This window comes from Luteimonas sp. 22616 (assembly GCF_052044325.1).
In the GTDB taxonomy this organism is placed as follows: Bacteria; Pseudomonadota; Gammaproteobacteria; order Xanthomonadales; family Xanthomonadaceae; genus Luteimonas.
The window spans coordinates 903,822-921,076 of sequence record NZ_JBQEMW010000001.1; the positions used below are offsets into that span (position 1 = coordinate 903,822).

General features: G+C 67.3%; 18 protein-coding genes and 1 pseudogene. 2 read left to right on the plus strand and 17 right to left on the minus strand.

Annotation, left to right across the window (positions count from 1 at the left end):
- Window positions 1-18: 18 nt before the first annotated feature.
- From ACTJIL_RS04215 to ACTJIL_RS04240, 6 genes are read right to left on the minus strand one after another with little or no spacing between them, the layout of a single operon-like run.
- Complete coding sequence (locus tag ACTJIL_RS04215) at window positions 19-825, minus strand: NRDE family protein (protein WP_440754335.1); 807 nt, start codon at window positions 823-825, stop codon at window positions 19-21.
- Window positions 826-851: 26 nt separating this feature from the next.
- A complete protein-coding gene (gene arsH, locus ACTJIL_RS04220; RefSeq protein ID WP_440755841.1) occupies window positions 852-1,556 on the minus strand; it encodes an arsenical resistance protein ArsH in 705 nt (234 codons plus the stop codon).
- A gap of 10 nt (window positions 1,557-1,566) precedes the next feature.
- Window positions 1,567-1,992 carry an arsenate reductase (glutaredoxin) gene (gene arsC / locus ACTJIL_RS04225; protein WP_440754336.1) on the minus strand — a complete coding sequence of 142 codons (426 nt, stop codon included), beginning with the start codon at window positions 1,990-1,992 and terminating at the stop codon, window positions 1,567-1,569.
- Window positions 1,989-3,044, minus strand: coding sequence for an ACR3 family arsenite efflux transporter (gene arsB / locus ACTJIL_RS04230; RefSeq protein WP_440755842.1), 1,056 nt, complete (start codon window positions 3,042-3,044; stop codon window positions 1,989-1,991). The genes arsC and arsB overlap by 4 nt, the downstream gene beginning before the upstream one ends.
- A gap of 55 nt (window positions 3,045-3,099) precedes the next feature.
- Window positions 3,100-3,594, minus strand: a complete 495-nt coding sequence (locus ACTJIL_RS04235) for an arsenate reductase ArsC (RefSeq protein ID WP_440754337.1) — start codon at window positions 3,592-3,594, stop codon at window positions 3,100-3,102.
- Window positions 3,595-3,603: 9 nt separating this feature from the next.
- Complete coding sequence (locus ACTJIL_RS04240; protein WP_440754338.1) at window positions 3,604-3,942, minus strand: ArsR/SmtB family transcription factor; 339 nt, start codon at window positions 3,940-3,942, stop codon at window positions 3,604-3,606.
- Between the two features lie 232 nt (window positions 3,943-4,174).
- Between ACTJIL_RS04240 and ACTJIL_RS04245 the strand changes: the two genes are divergently transcribed.
- Both ACTJIL_RS04245 and ACTJIL_RS04250 read left to right on the plus strand, forming a co-directional pair.
- A complete protein-coding gene (locus ACTJIL_RS04245; RefSeq protein ID WP_027080324.1) occupies window positions 4,175-4,531 on the plus strand; it encodes a DUF1428 domain-containing protein in 357 nt (118 codons plus the stop codon).
- An 11-nt stretch (window positions 4,532-4,542) separates the two neighbouring features.
- Window positions 4,543-5,160 (plus strand): YceI family protein, encoded by a 618-nt coding sequence (locus ACTJIL_RS04250; RefSeq protein ID WP_440754339.1) that lies wholly within the window; start codon window positions 4,543-4,545, stop codon window positions 5,158-5,160.
- 147 nt (window positions 5,161-5,307) lie between these two features.
- Here the strand turns inward: ACTJIL_RS04250 and ACTJIL_RS04255 are convergent, their stop codons facing one another.
- The 11 genes and pseudogenes from ACTJIL_RS04255 to ACTJIL_RS04305 all read right to left on the minus strand — a co-directional run bounded on the left by ACTJIL_RS04255 (window position 5,308) and on the right by ACTJIL_RS04305 (window position 17,078).
- A complete protein-coding gene (locus tag ACTJIL_RS04255) occupies window positions 5,308-6,588 on the minus strand; it encodes an RNA polymerase sigma factor (protein WP_440754340.1) in 1,281 nt (426 codons plus the stop codon).
- 49 nt (window positions 6,589-6,637) lie between these two features.
- On the minus strand, window positions 6,638-7,177 hold the full coding sequence (locus ACTJIL_RS04260) for an SRPBCC family protein (RefSeq protein ID WP_440754341.1): 540 nt from the start codon (window positions 7,175-7,177) through the stop codon (window positions 6,638-6,640).
- Window positions 7,178-7,247: 70 nt separating this feature from the next.
- A complete protein-coding gene (locus tag ACTJIL_RS04265; protein WP_440754342.1) occupies window positions 7,248-7,676 on the minus strand; it encodes a YciI family protein in 429 nt (142 codons plus the stop codon).
- Between the two features lie 255 nt (window positions 7,677-7,931).
- On the minus strand, window positions 7,932-8,348 hold the full coding sequence (locus tag ACTJIL_RS04270; protein ID WP_440755843.1) for a low affinity iron permease family protein: 417 nt from the start codon (window positions 8,346-8,348) through the stop codon (window positions 7,932-7,934).
- Between the two features lie 57 nt (window positions 8,349-8,405).
- Window positions 8,406-8,543: pseudogene (locus ACTJIL_RS04275) on the minus strand (SDR family oxidoreductase); the annotation flags it as partial.
- A gap of 62 nt (window positions 8,544-8,605) precedes the next feature.
- Window positions 8,606-8,791, minus strand: a complete 186-nt coding sequence (locus ACTJIL_RS04280) for a hypothetical protein (RefSeq protein ID WP_440754343.1) — start codon at window positions 8,789-8,791, stop codon at window positions 8,606-8,608.
- 179 nt (window positions 8,792-8,970) lie between these two features.
- Window positions 8,971-10,212 (minus strand): TCR/Tet family MFS transporter, encoded by a 1,242-nt coding sequence (locus ACTJIL_RS04285; protein WP_440754344.1) that lies wholly within the window; start codon window positions 10,210-10,212, stop codon window positions 8,971-8,973.
- A 313-nt stretch (window positions 10,213-10,525) separates the two neighbouring features.
- The gene (locus tag ACTJIL_RS04290; protein ID WP_440754345.1) at window positions 10,526-11,119 is read right to left on the minus strand and encodes a TIGR00730 family Rossman fold protein; all 594 of its coding nucleotides are present in this window, start codon (window positions 11,117-11,119) and stop codon (window positions 10,526-10,528) included.
- Between the two features lie 297 nt (window positions 11,120-11,416).
- Entirely contained in the window at window positions 11,417-12,850 is a 1,434-nt protein-coding gene (gene lpdA / locus ACTJIL_RS04295; RefSeq protein WP_440754346.1) for a dihydrolipoyl dehydrogenase, read from the minus strand.
- A gap of 127 nt (window positions 12,851-12,977) precedes the next feature.
- Window positions 12,978-14,207 carry a dihydrolipoyllysine-residue succinyltransferase gene (sucB, locus tag ACTJIL_RS04300; protein ID WP_440754347.1) on the minus strand — a complete coding sequence of 410 codons (1,230 nt, stop codon included), beginning with the start codon at window positions 14,205-14,207 and terminating at the stop codon, window positions 12,978-12,980.
- A gap of 42 nt (window positions 14,208-14,249) precedes the next feature.
- The gene (locus ACTJIL_RS04305) at window positions 14,250-17,078 is read right to left on the minus strand and encodes a 2-oxoglutarate dehydrogenase E1 component (protein WP_440754348.1); all 2,829 of its coding nucleotides are present in this window, start codon (window positions 17,076-17,078) and stop codon (window positions 14,250-14,252) included.
- Window positions 17,079-17,255 lie beyond the last annotated feature (177 nt).

The following is a 17,255-nucleotide window of genomic DNA, read 5'->3' on the forward strand; positions in this document are numbered from 1 at the left end:
CGTCCCGGAGCCCGGGCTTCAGGCGCCGCGTAGGCCCGCCAGCGGCAGGCTGATCAGGCTTTCCCCCAACGGTGTCGCGTCCGGCCCGAAGCGCCGTTCGGCAAACACGATCGCATCATTGCCCACCAGCACCACGCTGCTGCAACGCGTGCCGTAGACCGCGCCGCGCACGAACGGCGGCGACAGCGCGCGTTCGAGTTCCAGCCCCACGCCGGTGTCCGGCAGGCTGGCGTCCGGCGCGACGCTGGTGTCGGCGAGCGCATCGAGCAACGGTGCGAGCGCGGCGATCCCGGGTGCTTCCGCCGTGGTCGCTTCCGGTGATTGCAGCCACGCCTCGAGTGCGCGGGTGGCGTGCGTGCTCTTCGGCCAGGGCGCGTCGAACGCCCCGTTCGACATCGCATGCAGGCCCGGCGCCACCGGGTGGCTGGCGAAGCTGGGGTGATTGCTGGCGAAGACCAGCGAATCCCCGTCCCAGGCCAGCATGTTGAAGCGGCCGAATTCCGCGGCGACCGGCGCGAGCGAAGACAGTGACGCGCCTGCGCGCGCTTCGCCGCGCACGAAATCGCGCACCAGCGCACCGCGGGAACGCGGCGCGGTTTCGCCGGCGATCCCGGCGCGCACGTTGGTCACTGCCGCCAGGCGTCCGCGGGTCGAGACCTGCAACCAGCTGCCGCCCTGGACGAGGTCACGGCCGCCGTAGACCTCTGGCACCTCCGGGTCGAATCCGGCCGCGGCCGTCGGCCGCGCGTGGGCCTCATCGCGATTGGCGATGAGCGCGAGCGGGAAGCGCGGATGCACGTCCCAGGCAATGGCAATCAGGCACATGGGGCGATGCTAGCGCAGCTGCGGATTCAGGCGCTGCTGCGCAAGTTGACGCGCGCGGACAGCTCGGCGGCGGTTTCCCTGCGTTCGCTGTAGCGGTCCACCAGCCAGGGGCTGATGTCGCGGGTCAGCAGGGTGAACTTGACCAGCTCTTCCATCACGTCGACCACGCGGTCGTAGTACGCCGAGGGCTTCATCCGGCCGGCCTCGTCGAACTCCTGCCAGGCCTTCGCCACCGATGACTGGTTGGGGATCGTCAACATCCGCATCCAGCGGCCGAGCACGCGCAGCTGGTTGAGCGCATTGAACGACTGCGAGCCTCCGGAGACCTGCATCACCGCCAGCACCTTGCCCTGCGTGGGGCGGATCGAGCCCTCGGTGAGCGGGATCCAGTCGACCTGCGCCTTCATGATCCCGGTCATCGCGCCATGGCGCTCCGGCGAACACCACACCATCGCCTCGGACCAGCGCACGAGGTCCCGCAGTTCCTGCACCTTCGGATGCGTGGCCGGCGCATCGTCGGGCAACGGCAGGCCGGAGGGATCGAACAGCCTCGTCTCCGCCCCCAGCGCCTCGAGCAGGCGCGCGGCTTCGAGCGCCAGCAGCTTGCTGTAGGAGCGCGTGCGCAGCGAGCCGTACAGCAACAGCACCCGTGGCGGGTGCGTGGCGCTGCCGACCGCCGCGAAACGCTCGGGCAAGGCGCGCTCGAGCAGCGCGGTGTCGACGTTCGGCAGCGTGATCGATTCAGACAACGCGGTTCCCCTGTGCATCGATGACCACTTCGCCGTCTTCCTTGGCGAACGGGCCGCGCTGCGGCGACGGCAGCAGGTCGAGCACGGCTTCCGAGGGCCGGCATATCCGCGTGCCGAGCGGCGACACCACGATCGGCCGCTGGATCAGGACCGGGTGTTCGAGCATCGCGTCGATCAGCGCATCGTCGCCGAGCGAGGGATCGTCGAGGTGCAGTTCCGCGTAGGCCGTTTCCTTCGCGCGCAGTACATCGCGTGCAGGGACGTCCATTGCCGCGATCAGGCCGGCCAGCGTTTCGCGGTCGGGCGGGTCCTTGAGGTATTCGATCACCCGCGGCTCGATGCCGGCATTGCGGATCAGCGCGAGCGTGTTGCGCGAAGTGCCGCAGGCGGGGTTGTGGTAGATGGTGATGTCATTCATGGGTGGGACTCCGGGATTTCGGTTGCATGTTCATGCGCTTGTTCGTACCAGCCACGGGTGCGATTGACCACGTGGACGACCAGCAGCATGACCGGGACTTCGACCAGCACGCCCACCACGGTGGCCAGCGCGGCGCCTGATTTCAGCCCGAACAGGCTGATCGCCGCGGCCACGGCGAGCTCGAAGAAATTGGACGCGCCGATCAACGCGGACGGACACGCGACGCTGTGCGGTTCGCCGGCCCGGCGATTGAGCCAGTACGCGAGCCACGCGTTGAAGAGCACCTGGATCAGGATCGGCACCGCGAGTATGGCGATCACCAACGGCTGCTGAAGGATTGCCTCGCCCTGGAATGCGAACAGAAGGACCAGCGTCAGCAGCAGCGCGCCGATCGACATCGGCGCAACCCGCTTCAACATACGATCGAACACCGCTTGTCCACGGCGCAGCAATGCACGGCGAACCAGTTGCGCGATGACCACCGGGACCAGGATGTACAGCACTACCGACGTCAGCAGCGTGTCCCAGGGCACGGTGATCGACGAGATGCCCAGCAGCAGGCCGACGATGGGGGCGAATGCGAACACCATGATCGTGTCGTTCAAGGCCACCTGCGACAGCGTGAACAGCGGGTCGCCGCCCGCAAGGCGGCTCCATACGAAGACCATCGCCGTGCACGGCGCCGCGGCCAGAAGGATCAGGCCGGCGATGTAGCTGTCGAGCTGATCGACCGGGAGCCACGCCGCGAAGACATGGCGCACGAACAGCCAGCCGAGCAGCGCCATCGAAAACGGTTTGATGGCCCAGTTGACGAACAGGGTCACGCCGATCCCGCGCCAATGCCTGCCGACCTGGCCGAGAGCACCGAAATCGACCTTGAGCAGCATCGGGATCACCATCACCCAGATCAGAACGCCCACGGGCAGGTTGACCCGGGCGATTTCCATGCGGCCGATCGACTCGAAAACGGCCGGGCCGATCTGGCCAAGCGCGATGCCCGCGACGATGCACAGCAGCACCCAGACCGAGAGGTAACGGTCGAACACGCCCATTGCGGCAACGGGCTTCCCGCGAGCGGCCATGTCGCGCTGCATGCTGGTCATGGCTTCAGTGCTCGCCGATTTCGCGCAGCTTGCCCTGTGCGGCAAGGCGATCGAGCTTGTCCAATGGCAATGCGACCAGCAACTCGACGCGCCGGCGCAGTGTCGCGAAAACAGAGACGAACGCGCGCCTGCGCCTGTCCTCGCTGTCGTCTACCGCGGCCGGATCGGGCACGCCCCAGTGCGCGACTGCAGGGTGACCTGGCCACACGGGGCAGGATTCACCCGCGGCGTTGTCGCAGACGGTGATCACCATGTCCATTTCCGGCGCGCCCGCCGTTGCGAATTCGTCCCAGTTCTTGCTGCGCATGCGCTCGGCCGGGTATCCGAGCGATTGCGCCAGTTCCGCTGCCTCGGGCTGGACTTTCCCCCCCGGACGACTGCCGGCGCTGAACGCGCGGAAGCGGCCTTCGCCGAGCATGTTGAGCAACGCCTCGGCCATGATGCTGCGCGCGGAATTGCCGGTACACAGGAACAGCACGTTGTAGACACGTTGATTCATTGCCGGGGCTCAGGCAGTCGAGGAATCGGGGGTGTCGTCGCAGGCAGCCGCCGTGGCGCACGGGGCGCCCCCGCAACAGTTCTCGGTGAGGAAGGTGATCAACGCATTCATCTGGTCGAAGTCCGCGCTGACCCGGATGCTGCGCCCCTCCCGCAAGTCGGAGACCAGCCCGGCCGCGCGCAGGATGTTGAGGTGGGCGGTGAGCGTTGCCGGCGGAATGTCGAGCCGGTCACGCAGCTCGCCGACCGCCAGGCCGGCCGGCCCGGCCTGCACCAGGGCGCGGAACGCGGCGAGCCGGTGCTGGTGCGAGAGGGCGTTCAGGGAGGCGAGGGCGACTGGGGATTCCATGATTCGAATATTCCGGAAATATGGAATTGAAATCAAGCCCCCGATTCGGCATCGCTTGAATCTTGCCTAAACGGCGGATGAACACAGCCGAAGCGCGTCCGGTCAATCGTCGATATCGACCGTCGCGAAACGACGATCACGCAAGATTGTCGGCGGCGGATCGCTCACCAGGGCATCGCGCCACCACGGTCGAACCTGTTCGGTCCAGGACCAACCCAAGCGAGGAATGATCATGAGTTATGTCGATGGTTTCGTGTTGCCCGTGCCCGAAAAGAACCTGGCCGCCTATCGCCGCCTGGCCCGCAAGGCCGGGGCGATCTGGAAGGAGTACGGCGCGCTGGAGTACGTCGAGTGCGTGGCCGACGACGTCCAGCCGGGCAAGCACACCTCGTTCCCGCAGAGCGTCAAGCTCAAGCCCGGCGAGGTCGTGGTCTTTTCCTGGATCGTCTACAAGTCGCGCGCGCAGCGCGACCGGATCAACAAGAAAGTCATGGCCGATCCGCGCCTGGCGAACCTGGGTCCCAAGGACATGCCATTCGACGGTAAGCGCATGTTCTTTGGCGGCTTCAAGCCGATCGTGGAACTGTGAGGAGGACGACGATGGAAATCCGGAATCGCTTTGCCTTCGGGCCGCTCGCGCTTGTCGCGCTGCTGGCGACCAATGGTCTTGCCGCGGCGGCCACCGTCAACTACGAGATCGATCCCGAACACACCTATCCCAGTTTCGAGGCCGACCACATGGCGGGCCTGTCGGTGTGGCGTGGCAAGTTCAACCACAGCAGCGGCAAGGTCGCGCTCGACAAGGCGGCGGGGACCGGGTCGGTGGACGTGGTCATCGACGTCGCCAGCGTTGATTTCGGCCACGACGTGCTCAACGAGCATGCGCGGGGCGCGGAGCTGTTCGACGTGGCGAAGTATCCGCAGGCGACCTACACCGGCCGGCTGGAGGATTTCGTCGACGGCAAGCCCACGCGCGTGGCCGGCCAGCTGACCCTGCACGGGGTGACGCGCCCGGTCGAGCTGAAGGTCAACAGCTTCAAGTGCATGCCGCACCCGATGCTCAAGCGCGAGGTCTGCGGCGCCGATGCACTGGCGACGATCCAGCGCGACGAGTTCGGCATGCCGGCCGGCAAGGATTACGGCTTCAGCATGTCGGTGACGCTGCGGATCCAGGTCGAGGCGATCGCGGAGGAAGCGGCGGCGGCCGCCTCGCAGTAGCCGAAGACAGAAGCCCCTCTCCCGCCTGAGGGAGAGGGGTTGGGGTGAGGGTGCATCAGGTCGTCACGTGGTTGGGCGGCCAGCTGCCTTGTCTTGGCCCGATGAAAAGCCGGGCCCTCACCCGGCGCTTCGCGCCTCCCTCTCCCGCTAAGCGGGAGAGGGGCTGTTTCCCGCGCAGTCGCGTGCCTTGGCCAGCAGCAGTTCGCGTTCGCGCGCGTTGCGGGTCATCTCCGCGGCGCGCTCGAATTCGGCGCGCGCCTCGGCGGGGCGGTCCAGCCTGCGCAGCAACTCTCCGCGCACGCTTGGCAGCAGGTGGTAATTCTGCAGGGCGCGTTCGTTTGCCAGTGCGTCCACCGCGGCGAGCCCCGCGCCGGGGCCCGATGCCATCGACACCGCGACGGCGCGATTGAGCTCCACCACCGGCGAAGGCATCACTTCGGCAAGCGCATCGTAGAGCGCGACGATGCGTGGCCAGTCGGTCGCTTCCACGCTCGTGGCACGGGCATGGCCGGCGGCAATCGCGGCCTGCAGCGCGTAGGGCCCGCGCGCGCCGCCAAGCTTCGTGGCCTGCTCGAGCGCGGCCAGGCCGCGTCGGATCAGCAACTGGTCCCAGCGGGCGCGGTTCTGGTCGGACAGCAGGACCGGTTCTCCGTTTGGCCCCACGCGCGCCTTGCTGCGGGAGGCTTGCAGTTCCATCAACGCCAGCAGGCCGTGGACCTCGGGCTCGCGTGGCATCAGCCCGGCCAGGATCCGGCCCAGCCGCAGCGCTTCCTCGCACAGCGCCGGGCGCAGCCAGTCGTCGCCGGCGGTGGCCGCATAGCCTTCGTTGAAGACCAGGTAGATCACTTCGAGCACCGAGGCCAGGCGTTCGAAACGGTCGTCGCCGCGCGGCACCTCGAACGGCACCTGCTTGTCCGACAGCGTGCGCTTGGCGCGCACGATGCGCTGGGCCATGGTCGCTTCCGGGACCAGGAAGGCACGCGCGATCTCGTCGGTGGTCAGGCCACCAAGCAGGCGCAGCGTCAGCGCGATGCGCGCCTCGCGCGGGAGCACCGGGTGGCAGGCGGTGAACACCAGCCGCAGCAGGTCGTCGCCGATGTCGTCGTCGAGCCGGTCTTCGAGTCCGGACGCGGCCATGTCCTGCTGCTCCTCCAGTTCACGCGCGATCTCCGCGTGCTTGCTCCACTGCAGCTTGCTGCGCCGCAGCCGGTCGATGGCGCGGTGCTTGGCGGTGGCCATCAGCCAGGCGGCCGGGTTGTCCGGCACGCCCGTGTCCGGCCAGCGCTCCAGCGCGGCGACCAGCGCGTCCTGCGCCAGCTCCTCGGCCAGCCCCACGTCGTGGACCATGCGCGCGAGCGCGGCGATCAGCTTGGCCGATTCGATGCGCCACACCGCGTCGATCGTGCGATGGATGTCGGTCGTCGTCATGGCGACCGATCACAACACCGCCGACCCCGCCGCGCAAGCGACGCTGGCTTCACCCGTCGGTTGCGGCGAGTTCCCCCAGCCGCTGCAGGCTGGATTCGAACTCGCGTCCCACCATCCGGTCCATGTTGAAGAACAGGTGCATGACCTTGCCGACGAACGGCGTGCGGCCCGCCATGTGCCAGGTGACGACGGTCGCATCGCCGTCGGGCTGCAGGGTGAATCGCACCTGGTTGCTGGCCCTGATCGGCCGCAGCATGTCCAGCCGCATGTCGATCGCCGATGCCGGCTCGGCGCCGGTGATCGCAAGCCTTCCGGCCCCGGCGCGTCCGCTGCCTGCCCATTCGTAGACCGCGCCCGTACCGTGCGGCGCGCCGCTGTGGGTCTTGCGTACCGCGGGGTCTGGCGGGTCGAACGTCGACCAGGCCTCGTGCGCGCGCAGGTCGCTGATCAACGGGAAGATCCGCCCGGCCGGCGCCTGGAGGCGTGCGCTGCGGGTCACGACGAACTCGTCCGGCCGTCGCGCCGCGACGACGAGGACGACGGCGGCCAGTACGGCCAAGGCTGTGATCGCCAGGATGAGGGCATTCACGACGGGCTCCTTTGCGGGTGGTGCCGGGCGCACGCGCGCGGCGCCCGGTGCATCGATGCGCGGGCAACGGTCATGGCTTGCCTGCGAGTTGCGAACGCAGGCGTTCTTCCTGCTCGCGCGCCTCGGGCGTGAACTGCTCGCCGAAGTCCTCGGCCTCGAAGACCGGGCGGATCTCCACCTCGAAATCGTCGCCATCGGGATTGGGGATGCGCCGCGCCCATTCGACCGCCTCGGCCATCGACTTCACCTGCCACAGCCAGAAGCCGGCGACCAGTTCGCGGGTCCCGGTGAACGGTCCCTCGGTCGCCACCGGCTTCGCCGCGCCCGAAAAGGCCAACCGCACGCCTTTCGAGCTCGGATGCAATCCTTCGCCCGCCAGCATCACGCCGGCGTTCACCAGCACCTCGTTGAAATTGCCCATTTCCGTCAGGGCGCGTTCGCTGGGCATCACGCCCGCCTCGCTGTCCGGGTTGGCTTTCATGATCACCATGCAGCGCATGTCGACTCTCCTGTGATGGCTGGGGAGCATCGGCTGCGTTTTCCAGGGCGCAGGAACCGTGCTCTTGCCCATACGACGAAGCCGGCGCCCGGAAATCGACAGGCCGGACCATGGAGCACAAAAAAACATTCCGGGCATGGCGAGGGCTCTTCTCCCAGCCAGGACCACCGCCGGCGGGACGACCGCAACGATGCAGGTTGCGGCCTGCGAGTGGGGCGGGAAGCGGCTTTCCTGGTGCGGGCGATGCCGCGTGGGTCAACCCTCCGTGGCTTCCTTGCCCGGTCCGGGGTCGTCGCGCGCGCATTCCTCACGCGCCTTGCGGGCGAGGTCCGCGAAGCGCTTGCGCTGCTTCTCCAGCGTCGCGTCGTCGAGTTCCTCCAGCGCGAGCAGCGTGTTGCTCGCCGCTTCGGTGGCGCGGATCAGCTCGTCGAGCTTGATCTGCAGCGCCTCGGTGTCCCGGTTCTGGGTGTTCTGGATCAGGAACACCATCAGGAACGTCACGATCGTGGTGCCGGTGTTGATCACCAGCTGCCAGGTGTTGTTGAACTTGAAGATCGGTCCGGTCAGCGCCCAGACGACGATCAGTGAGGCGGCCATCGCGAAGCACATCGGCTTGCCGGTGAACCGCGCGGCGGTTTGAGCGAAATGCGTGAATGCCGCGGACTTCTTCATGGAGGCCTCGTCGATTGGAGTTCCTGGGTGCCGGTGCCGCAGTGGTTCATCCAAGAAGCCACCCATCATCGGCAGCACCACGCCGTTGACGCAGGAAACGGCCACGGGCGCGGCAAGGAACACCTGGGCCGGTCAGATTTCCTCGGGCTGCGCCGGGCGTCCCATGTCGCTGTCCTTGCCGAATTCGGCGACGTCGCCGGGGGCATGTCGACACCGTCGTGGCGGCGTGGCCCGCGCCGGTGTGCGGGGAGCGTGGTTCAGTCGGGTGTCTTGGCGGGAATGAACGGCGAAGCCGGGTCGCTGGCGGGAAAGGTTTCCTCAAGCGCCTCGTCCTGGTTGTCGCTCTCGTGCTGCTTGCGCTGCTGGCGGCGCTGCGGTGTTTCGGGCGCGCAGTCGTCGCGTTGCTCAGCCGGCAGATCCTTGCGGTCGCGGCAGTTGCTCATCGCGATGCTCCTGCGGCCGGATTCCGGCAAGGGGCGCCAACGCGGGGTCGAAAGCCTGCTGTGGTTCGTGGCATGGCCATGCTCCTGAGCCTGGGACATCAATATCCGCCCGGGGCCGTTGCCGCGGCGTCAAAGCGTGCGCCGGACTTGCCGACGCACGCTTTCGATTGCCACGATGCTCAGGAAGCGGTCATTGCCGCCAGCCGCGCGCGCCGCGCCACGCGCCAGCCGATGATGGCGGCGCCAAGCAGCACGCCAGATGCGATCAGGAACGCGGTGCCCGGATGCGGGAACCACGCATCCGGTCCCACCGAGACCGCGTATACCGCGCCGAAGAATAGCGGCGACAGCACGCCGGCGATCGCGCCGACGCTGTTGTTCGCGCCCTGCAGCTGGCCCTGTTCGGACTCGGAGACGCGTTGGGTCATCAGCGACTGGATCGTCGGCATCGCCAGCCCCCACAGCGCATTGGGCAGCATCGCCAGGGTGAACAGCAGGCCGGTCGGCGCCAGCCCCATGCAGGCGATGCCGACGGCGCCGAAGCACAGCCCGGTGATCATCACCCGCCGGTCGCCGAAACGCTTGACCACCGGGCCGACGAGCACGCCCTGCACGATCATGTCGAGCACGCCGACCATCGCCAGCAACACGCCCACCTGCCACGGGCTCCAGCCGTAGCGGTAGCCGGCGTACAGCACGAACACTGCAGAAAACACGTGGTGGGCGAAGTAGAGCAGGAAATTGACCCCGGCCAGTCCCGTCAGTTCGGGATGCGAACGCAGCAGGCGCAGCGCGCCCAGCGGATTGGCACGATGCCAGGAGAACGGCATGCGCCGTTCGGGCGGTAGCGATTCGGGCAGCACGAACGTGCCGTACAGGAACGCAACCCCGCTGAGCGCGGCCGCCGCCCAGAACGGCGCCCGCGGCGACCATTCGCCGAGCACGCCGCCGAGCAGGGGGCCTGCGACGAAGCCGGCGCTGAAGGCGGCGCCGATCAGGCCGTAGCCGCGCGCCCTGTGCTCGGGCTCGGTGATGTCGGCCATGTAGGCAAACGCGGTAGTGAAGCTGGCCGAAGTCACGCCGGCGATGATCCGGCCAAGCGCCAGCCACCACAGGTCGGGGGCCAGCGCCATGAGCACGTAGTCGATCGCCAGGCCGGCGGTGGAGATCAGGATCACCGGGCGCCGACCATGCTGGTCGGACAGCGAACCGATCACCGGCGAAGCGAGGAACTGCATCAGCGCCCAGAGGGCGACGAACACGCCGTTGATGATGCCGGCGCGCGCGTTGGAGCCAGTGAACTGCTCGATCAGGGTCGGCAGGACCGGGATGACGATGCCCATCGACAGGACATCGAGCATTGCGGTCACGAGGATGAAGGCGATCGCGGCCTTGCTGGCGCGGAATGCGACAGGAGACATGAGGGAGGTTTCCAGGGAGTGCGCCGGTTTGCCGGCGCAGCGTGCGGACGCACGAAAGATCCCGGCCGAACGCCGGGATGCAGGAAGGGACCCGGCCCGGAGGCAGGGGAAGCGCGAGGCTTCAGGTGGTGGCTCTATCCCGCATGGTTGTTGCCCCTCGGCGAACAAGGGGCGCGATGCTACACGATGGCGGGAGGCGCACGCCACCCGGGCGTGCGGTGGTGTTCACGTGATGAAGGTGCGCGTCAGCGCAATTCGCGGAAACAAGCCTGTGTCACGCGGCCGCGGCCGCGTGCGTGGAATCCGGCGTGGCTCAGCGCAGTCCGCTCTTGTGCTTGGCATCGAGCCACTTCAGCGCGTGCGCGGGCTTGTAGCCATCGAGCCACGAGAACAACCCGTCGATGTCATCGCCGTGCCACAGGTCGGCACGCTGGTCCGGGTGCAGGAAGCGCTCCGCGACCATGCGATCGATCATTGCCAGCAGCGGGTCGTAGAAGTCGTCGACGTCGAGGAAGGCGCAGGGCTTCTCGCCAAGGCCGAGCTGGCGCCAGGTGAGCATCTCGAACATCTCGTCCATCGTGCCGAAGCCACCGGGCAGGGCGACGAACGCATCGGCCAGGTCGAACATGCGCGCCTTGCGCTCGTGCATCGAGCCAACGATTTCAAGCTTGGTCACGCCGTGGTGCGCGACTTCCAGGTCCACCAGCTGCTGCGGGATCACGCCGATGACTTCGCCGCTGCCTTCAAGCACCGCGTCGGCGACGATGCCCATCAACCCGACGTTGCCGCCGCCGTAGACCAGCGTCATTCCGTCTGCTGCGATGCGCTTGCCGAGGGCCTTGGCCCGCTCGGCATAGGCGGGCTTGCTGCCGGAGTTGGAGCCGCAGTAAACGCAAATGCTTTTCATGAGGCGGGAATATGGAATGGGGAATGGGGGATGCTGGAGCAAAAGCTCGGACCCGATGGCGGAATACTCGTGCGCTTCGCCTTGCCCGTGTCATTCCGAACGCAGTGAGGAATCTTGACCTGTCGCGGGTGGACTTCTAGCTGCGCTCGAGACGACAAGCCTGATTCTCTTCTCACCCGACTTTTGCCCCAGCCCCCAGGTTGGGGGCTGTTCGCGCCGAAGGCGCGAAGGGGCGGGGATGACGGCATGCTTTGGGGCCCATGCTTCGCTGCGCAAAGCATGGGTGCAAGGCGAACCCTAGTTCGCCTTGTGGATCGCGCGCTTGTCGACCGCCATCGCTGCGTCGTGGATCGACTCGGACAGCGTCGGGTGGGCGTGGCAGATGCGGGCAAGGTCGTCGGCGGAGCCCTTGAACTCCATCGTCAGCACGCCTTCATGCACCAGCTCGGACACGCCCACGCCGACCAGGTGCAGGCCGAGCACGCGGTCGGTTTCGGCGTGCGCGATCACCTTCACGAAGCCCGCCGGCTCGGCCATGGCCACGGCGCGGCCGAGCGCGGCGAACGGGAAGCTGCCGGTCTTGTACGGCGTGCCTTCTTCCTTCAGCTGCTGCTCGGTCTTGCCGACCCAGGCGACTTCCGGCTCGGTGTAGATCACGTTCGGGATCGTGTCGTAGTTGACGTGGCCCGGCAGGCCGGCGATCAGCTCGGCCACCGCGATGCCTTCCTCGAAGCCCTTGTGCGCCAGCATCGGCCCGCGCACGCAGTCGCCGACCGCCCAGACACCGTCGACGCCGGTGTGGCAGTGCTCGTCGACCTCGATCACGCCGCGCTGGTCAAGCTTCACGCCGGTGCCTTCGGCCAGCAGGCCGCGGCTCGCGGCACGGCGGCCAACGGCGACCAGCAGCTTGTCGAACGTGATCGTCTGTTCGCCGTTCTTGTCGGTGTAGGTGACCACCACTTCCTTCTTCTTGCCCTTGCCGGTCACTTCGGTCTTGCTGACCTTGGCACCGAGGCGGATATCCAGGCCCTGCTTCTTGAATTCGCGCGCGGCGGTCTTGGCGACCTCGGCGTCGGCGACGGCGAGGAAGTCGGGCAGGGCCTCGAGCACGGTGACCTCGGCGCCCAGGCGCTTCCACACGCTGCCCAGTTCCAGGCCGATCACGCCGGCGCCGATCACGCCCAGGCGCTTGGGCACGTCGGTGAAGTCGAGCGCGCCGACGTTGTCGACGATGTACTCGCCGTCGAACTTCGCGAACGGCAATTCGATCGAATCCGAACCCGCTGCCAGCACCACGTTGGCGGCCTTGAGCTCGACCTCCGAACCGTCATGCTGCTTGACCTTGACTACGTTGCCCGGCTGCAGCTGGCCGAAGCCGTAGTACGGCGTGACCTTGTTGGCCTTGAACAGCATCGCGATGCCGCCGGTGAACTGCTTCACGATGGCGTCCTTGCGGCCGACCATCTTGGCGACGTCCATCTTCGCGTCCTTGAAGCTGATGCCGTGCTGGTCGAACAGGTGGCCCATGTTCCAGTACTGGCGCGACGAATCGAGCAGCGCCTTGGAGGGAATGCAGCCCACGCGCAGGCAGGTGCCGCCGAGGGCGGGCTTGCCGTCCTTGCCCAGCGCGGCGTCGATGCAGGCGACCTTCATGCCCAGCTGCGCGGCGCGGATGGCGGCGTGGTATCCGGCGGGGCCGGCACCGATGACGATGACGTCGAATTGTTCCATTTGAAACTCCTGGACCGAGTTCCCTCTCCTTCAAGGGGAGGGCTAGGGTGGGGATGGGTTGCCTTGCGGCGTCGATGGGGAAACCCATCCCCATCCCGGTCTTCCCCCTGAAGGGGAAGGAGACAAATCACATGCCGAGCAGCATCCGGTGCGGATTCTCGAGCTGGTTCTTGATGTCGACCAGGAACAGCACCGCGTCCTTGCCGTCGATGATGCGGTGGTCGTAGCTCAGCGCGATGTACATCATCGGCGCGGCGACGACCTGGCCGTTCTCGACGATCGGGCGCTCCTTGATCGTGTGCATGCCCAGGATCGCCGACTGGGGCGGGTTGACGATCGGCGTCGACATCAGCGAGCCGAAGGTGCCGCCGTTGGTAATGGTGAATGTGCCGCCCTGCAGGTCCTCGAGCTTCAGGCCACCCTCGCGTGCGGCCCGGGCGTAGCCATCGATGCCCTTTTCGACATCGGCGAACGACATCCGCTCGACGTTGCGCAGCACTGGCGTGACCAGGCCGCGGTCGGTGGAGACCGCGATCGAGATGTCGGCGTAGCCGTGGTAGATGATGTCTTCGCCATCGACCGAGGCGTTGACAGCCGGGTACTTGGCCAGCGCGTTGGCGGCGGCCTTGGCGAAGAAGCTCATGAAGCCGAGCTTGATGCCGTTGGCCTTCACGAAATCGTCCTGCAGCTGCTTGCGCATCGCCATGACGTTGGTGAGGTTGACCTCGTTGAACGAGGTGAGCATGGCGATGGAATTCTTCGACTGCATCAGGCGCTCGGCGATGCGCTTGCGGATGCGGGTCATCGGCACGCGCTCTTCCGGGCGGGCGCCGCCGGACACGCCGGCGGTCTTGCCGCTGGCGTAGTTGACGATGTCTTCCTTGGTCACCGCGCCGCGACGGCCGGTGCCTTCGACCTGGGCCGGGTCGATGCCTTCCTTCACCGCGGTGAAGCGCGCGCCGGGCGGCAGCTCGCTGCTGGCGGCCGGCGCCGGCTTGGTGGACGCCGGAGCGGCGGCTTCGGCCTTGGCGGCCTGTGCCTTGGGCTGCACTTCCTGCGCGCCGGCGGCGGGCGCTTCCTTGGCCGGGGCGGCGTCGGCCTTCGGCGCTTCCGCGGCCGCGCCTTCCTCGATCACCGCGATGACCTGCTGGCTGGTGACGGTGTCGCCTTCGGCGAACTTGAGTTCCTTGATCACGCCGTCGACGGTCGAGGGCACTTCGAGCACGACCTTGTCGGTTTCGAGGTCAACCAGGTTTTCGTCGCGCTTGACCGCGTCGCCCACCTTCTTGTGCCACGACGCGATGGTGGCGTCGGAAACGGATTCGGGAAGGACCGGAACTTTGATTTCGGTGGCCATGTTGGTCGGCGTCCTGATGGAAACGTGGAAAGGGGAGTGGGGTTACTCGGCGGCGGCTTCGCCGTCGAGCGGATTGACCAGCGCGTCGGCGACCAGTTGGTTCTGTTCTGCCACGTGGTCGTTGAAGTGCCCGACCGCGGGCGACGGCGAGCGCGAACGCCCGGCGTAGTGCAGCGATTGCCCCGCTGCCAGGCAGGCGACGAGGTGGTGGCGGATCTGGTACCACGCGCCCTGGTTGTGCGGCTCTTCCTGGCACCACACCACGTCGGTGGCCTTGGAGTAGCGCTTGAGTTCGGCGGCCAGCAGCTCGCGCGGGAACGGATACAGCTGTTCGACGCGGATCAGCGCGACGTCGTCGGCCTCGCGCTTGTGCATGTCCTCGAGCAGGTCGTAGTAGACCTTGCCGGAGCACAGCACGACGCGTTTGGCCTTCTTCGGGGTACTGGTGCTGTCGGCGATCAGGTGCTGGAAGCTGCCCTTGGCCAGCTCGTCCAGCGACGACACCGCCAGCTTGTGGCGCAGCAGCGACTTGGGCGTCATCACCACCAGCGGCTTGCGCGTGTCCATGCGCATCTGCCGGCGGATCATGTGGAAGGCCTGCGCCGGCGTGGTCGGCACGCAGACCAGCATGTTGTCCAGCGCGCACAGCTGCAGGAAGCGTTCCAGGCGCGCGGAACTGTGCTCAGGGCCCTGGCCTTCGTAGCCGTGGGGCAGGAACAGCGCCATGCCGCACAGGCGGTTCCACTTCGCCTCACCGGAACTGATGAACTGGTCGATCACCACCTGGGCGCCGTTGGCGAAGTCGCCGAACTGGCCTTCCCAGATGTCGAGCGTGTCGGGGTCGGCGGTGGCATAGCCGTACTCGAACGCCATTACCGCTTCCTCGCTGAGCAGCGAGTCGATGATGGTGGCGTCCTCGGGGTTCTTCACCAGTTGCTGCAGCGGCAGGTAGTCGGCGTCGCTCTTCTGGTCGTGCAGCACCGCATGGCGGTGGAAGAAGGTGCCGCGGCCGCTGTCCTGGCCGACCAGGCGCAGCTTGTGACCCTCGTCGAGCACGGTGGCGTAGGCCAGGTTCTCGGCGAAGCCCCAGTCGGCGGACTGTTCGCCGGCGGCCATCTTGCGGCGGTCGTCGTAGATCTTGGCCACGCGCGGGTGCAGCACGATCTCGGCCGGGATCGTGGTGATCGCCTTGGCCAGCTTGTCGAGCGTGGCGCGCTTGACCGTGGTGTCGACCGGGTCGGACAGCTTGCCGGACAGGTACTTCGACCAGTCGATGGTGAATTCGTCGGGCTTGACCGTGGCCAGTTCGGTGGTGACCTTGCCGGCGTCGAGCGTGTCGCGATAGTCGTCGACGATCTTCTGCGCATCGCCCTCGGCCAGCGTGCCGGCCGTGGTCAGGCGCTGCGCGTACAGCTCGCGCGTGGTCTTGTGCGCGCGGATGGTCTGGTACATCAGCGGCTGGGTGGCGGCCGGCTCGTCGGCCTCGTTGTGGCCGTGGCGGCGGTAGCAGACCAGATCGATGACCACGTCCTTGCCGAAGCGCTGGCGGAAGTCGAACGCAAGCTCGGCGCAGAACACCACCGCTTCCGGGTCGTCGCCGTTCACGTGCAGCACCGGCGCGCCGACCATCTTGGCCACGTCGGTGCAGTACAGCGTCGAGCGTGCGTCCTCGGCGGCGCTGGTGGTGAAGCCGACCTGGTTGTTGATGACGATGTGCACCGTGCCGCCGACGGCGAACCCGCGCGCCTGAGACATCTGGAACAGTTCCATCACCACGCCCTGGCCCGCGAACGCGGCGTCGCCGTGGAGGAGGATCGGCAGCACCTGCTTGCGCTGCGTATCGCCGCGGCGATGCTGGCGCGAGCGCACGGAGCCGGCGACCACCGGGTCGACGATTTCCAGGTGCGAGGGGTTGAAGGCTAGTGCCAGGTGGACCGGGCCGCCCGGCGTGGCGATGTCGGCCGAGAAGCCCATGTGGTACTTCACGTCGCCGGTGTGGGCGCGGTCGCTTTCGGCGTGGTCGAACTTGCCCTCGAACTCGTCGAACAGCTTGCGCGGCGACTTGCCAAGGGTGTTGACCAGCACGTTGAGGCGGCCGCGATGGGCCATGCCGACGACGATGTCCTTGACCCCGTTCTCGCCGGCGCGGCGGACCATGTTGTCCAGCAGCGGGATCATCGAATCGCCGCCCTCGAGCGAGAAGCGCTTCTGGCCGACGTACTTGGTGTGCAGGTAGCGTTCCAGGCCTTCGGCCGCGGTCAGGCGCTCGAGGATGCGGCGCTTGTCATCGGCCGTGCGTCCGTAATCGCCGCCAGCCGCTTCCAGGCGCTCGTAGATCCAACGACGCTGTTCGGCGTCGGTGATGTGCATGAACTCGGCGCCGATCGGGCCGGTATAGGTGGCCTTGAGCCGCGCGAGCAGGTCGCCCAGCTTCATTCGTGCGTTGCCGCCGACGCCGCCGGTGCTGAACTCGGATGACAGGTCGCCCTCGGACAGGCGGTGGAAGGCCAGTCCCAGGTCCGGCGCTTCGGGCTTGTCCTGCATCGCCAGCGGGTCCAGCGCCGCGCCCAGGTGTCCGCGCGAGCGGTAGGCGGTGATCAGCCGGCCGACGTTGCGCTCGCGCTCGTCGCCCGCGCCTTGGGACGCGACCATGCCGCGTGCGGCCTGGCGGCCAGCCGCGGCCACGCTCTCGATCACGGCCGAATGCGGGATATCACCGGCCTCGCGGCCCTTGAACCCATCAAACCATGCCTTCCATTGCGACCCCACGCTGTCGGGGGCGACCAGGTACTGCTCGTACAGGTCCTCGATATAGGCGGCGTTGGAGCCGAGCTGGGAGGACTGCGCAAACTGCTTCAGGAGACTGTCCACGTCGGGCGTAATGGGCTCGAAAAGGGGAGGGCAAATGCCTGATTCGACGGGATTTTCGCTGGCCCGTGGAACGGCTCGGGAAAGAATCGCGATTATAGCCCGCGACCTTGCCGCGGTGCATCATGAACCGGCTTTCCATGACAGGGACGCTTCATCCCAGCGGATGCCTGCGGAGCG

Bases quoted from the DNA above. Each gene is read 5' to 3' on its own strand.
- ACTJIL_RS04215 (WP_440754335.1), bottom strand. From the start codon at position 825: ATGTGCCTGATTGCCATTGCCTGGGACGTGCATCCGCGCTTCCCGCTC.
- arsC (WP_440754336.1), bottom strand. From the start codon at position 1,992: ATGAATGACATCACCATCTACCACAACCCCGCCTGCGGCACTTCGCGC.
- arsB (WP_440755842.1), bottom strand. From the start codon at position 3,044: ATGGGCGTGTTCGACCGTTACCTCTCGGTCTGGGTGCTGCTGTGCATC.
- ACTJIL_RS04235 (WP_440754337.1), bottom strand. From the start codon at position 3,594: ATGAATCAACGTGTCTACAACGTGCTGTTCCTGTGTACCGGCAATTCC.
- ACTJIL_RS04240 (WP_440754338.1), bottom strand. From the start codon at position 3,942: ATGGAATCCCCAGTCGCCCTCGCCTCCCTGAACGCCCTCTCGCACCAG.
- ACTJIL_RS04245 (WP_027080324.1), top strand. From the start codon at position 4,175: ATGAGTTATGTCGATGGTTTCGTGTTGCCCGTGCCCGAAAAGAACCTG.
- ACTJIL_RS04250 (WP_440754339.1), top strand. From the start codon at position 4,543: ATGGAAATCCGGAATCGCTTTGCCTTCGGGCCGCTCGCGCTTGTCGCG.
- ACTJIL_RS04255 (WP_440754340.1), bottom strand. From the start codon at position 6,588: ATGACGACGACCGACATCCATCGCACGATCGACGCGGTGTGGCGCATC.
- ACTJIL_RS04265 (WP_440754342.1), bottom strand. From the start codon at position 7,676: ATGCGCTGCATGGTGATCATGAAAGCCAACCCGGACAGCGAGGCGGGC.
- ACTJIL_RS04270 (WP_440755843.1), bottom strand. From the start codon at position 8,348: ATGAAGAAGTCCGCGGCATTCACGCATTTCGCTCAAACCGCCGCGCGG.
- ACTJIL_RS04280 (WP_440754343.1), bottom strand. From the start codon at position 8,791: ATGAGCAACTGCCGCGACCGCAAGGATCTGCCGGCTGAGCAACGCGAC.
- ACTJIL_RS04285 (WP_440754344.1), bottom strand. From the start codon at position 10,212: ATGTCTCCTGTCGCATTCCGCGCCAGCAAGGCCGCGATCGCCTTCATC.
- ACTJIL_RS04290 (WP_440754345.1), bottom strand. From the start codon at position 11,119: ATGAAAAGCATTTGCGTTTACTGCGGCTCCAACTCCGGCAGCAAGCCC.
- lpdA (WP_440754346.1), bottom strand. From the start codon at position 12,850: ATGGAACAATTCGACGTCATCGTCATCGGTGCCGGCCCCGCCGGATAC.
- sucB (WP_440754347.1), bottom strand. From the start codon at position 14,207: ATGGCCACCGAAATCAAAGTTCCGGTCCTTCCCGAATCCGTTTCCGAC.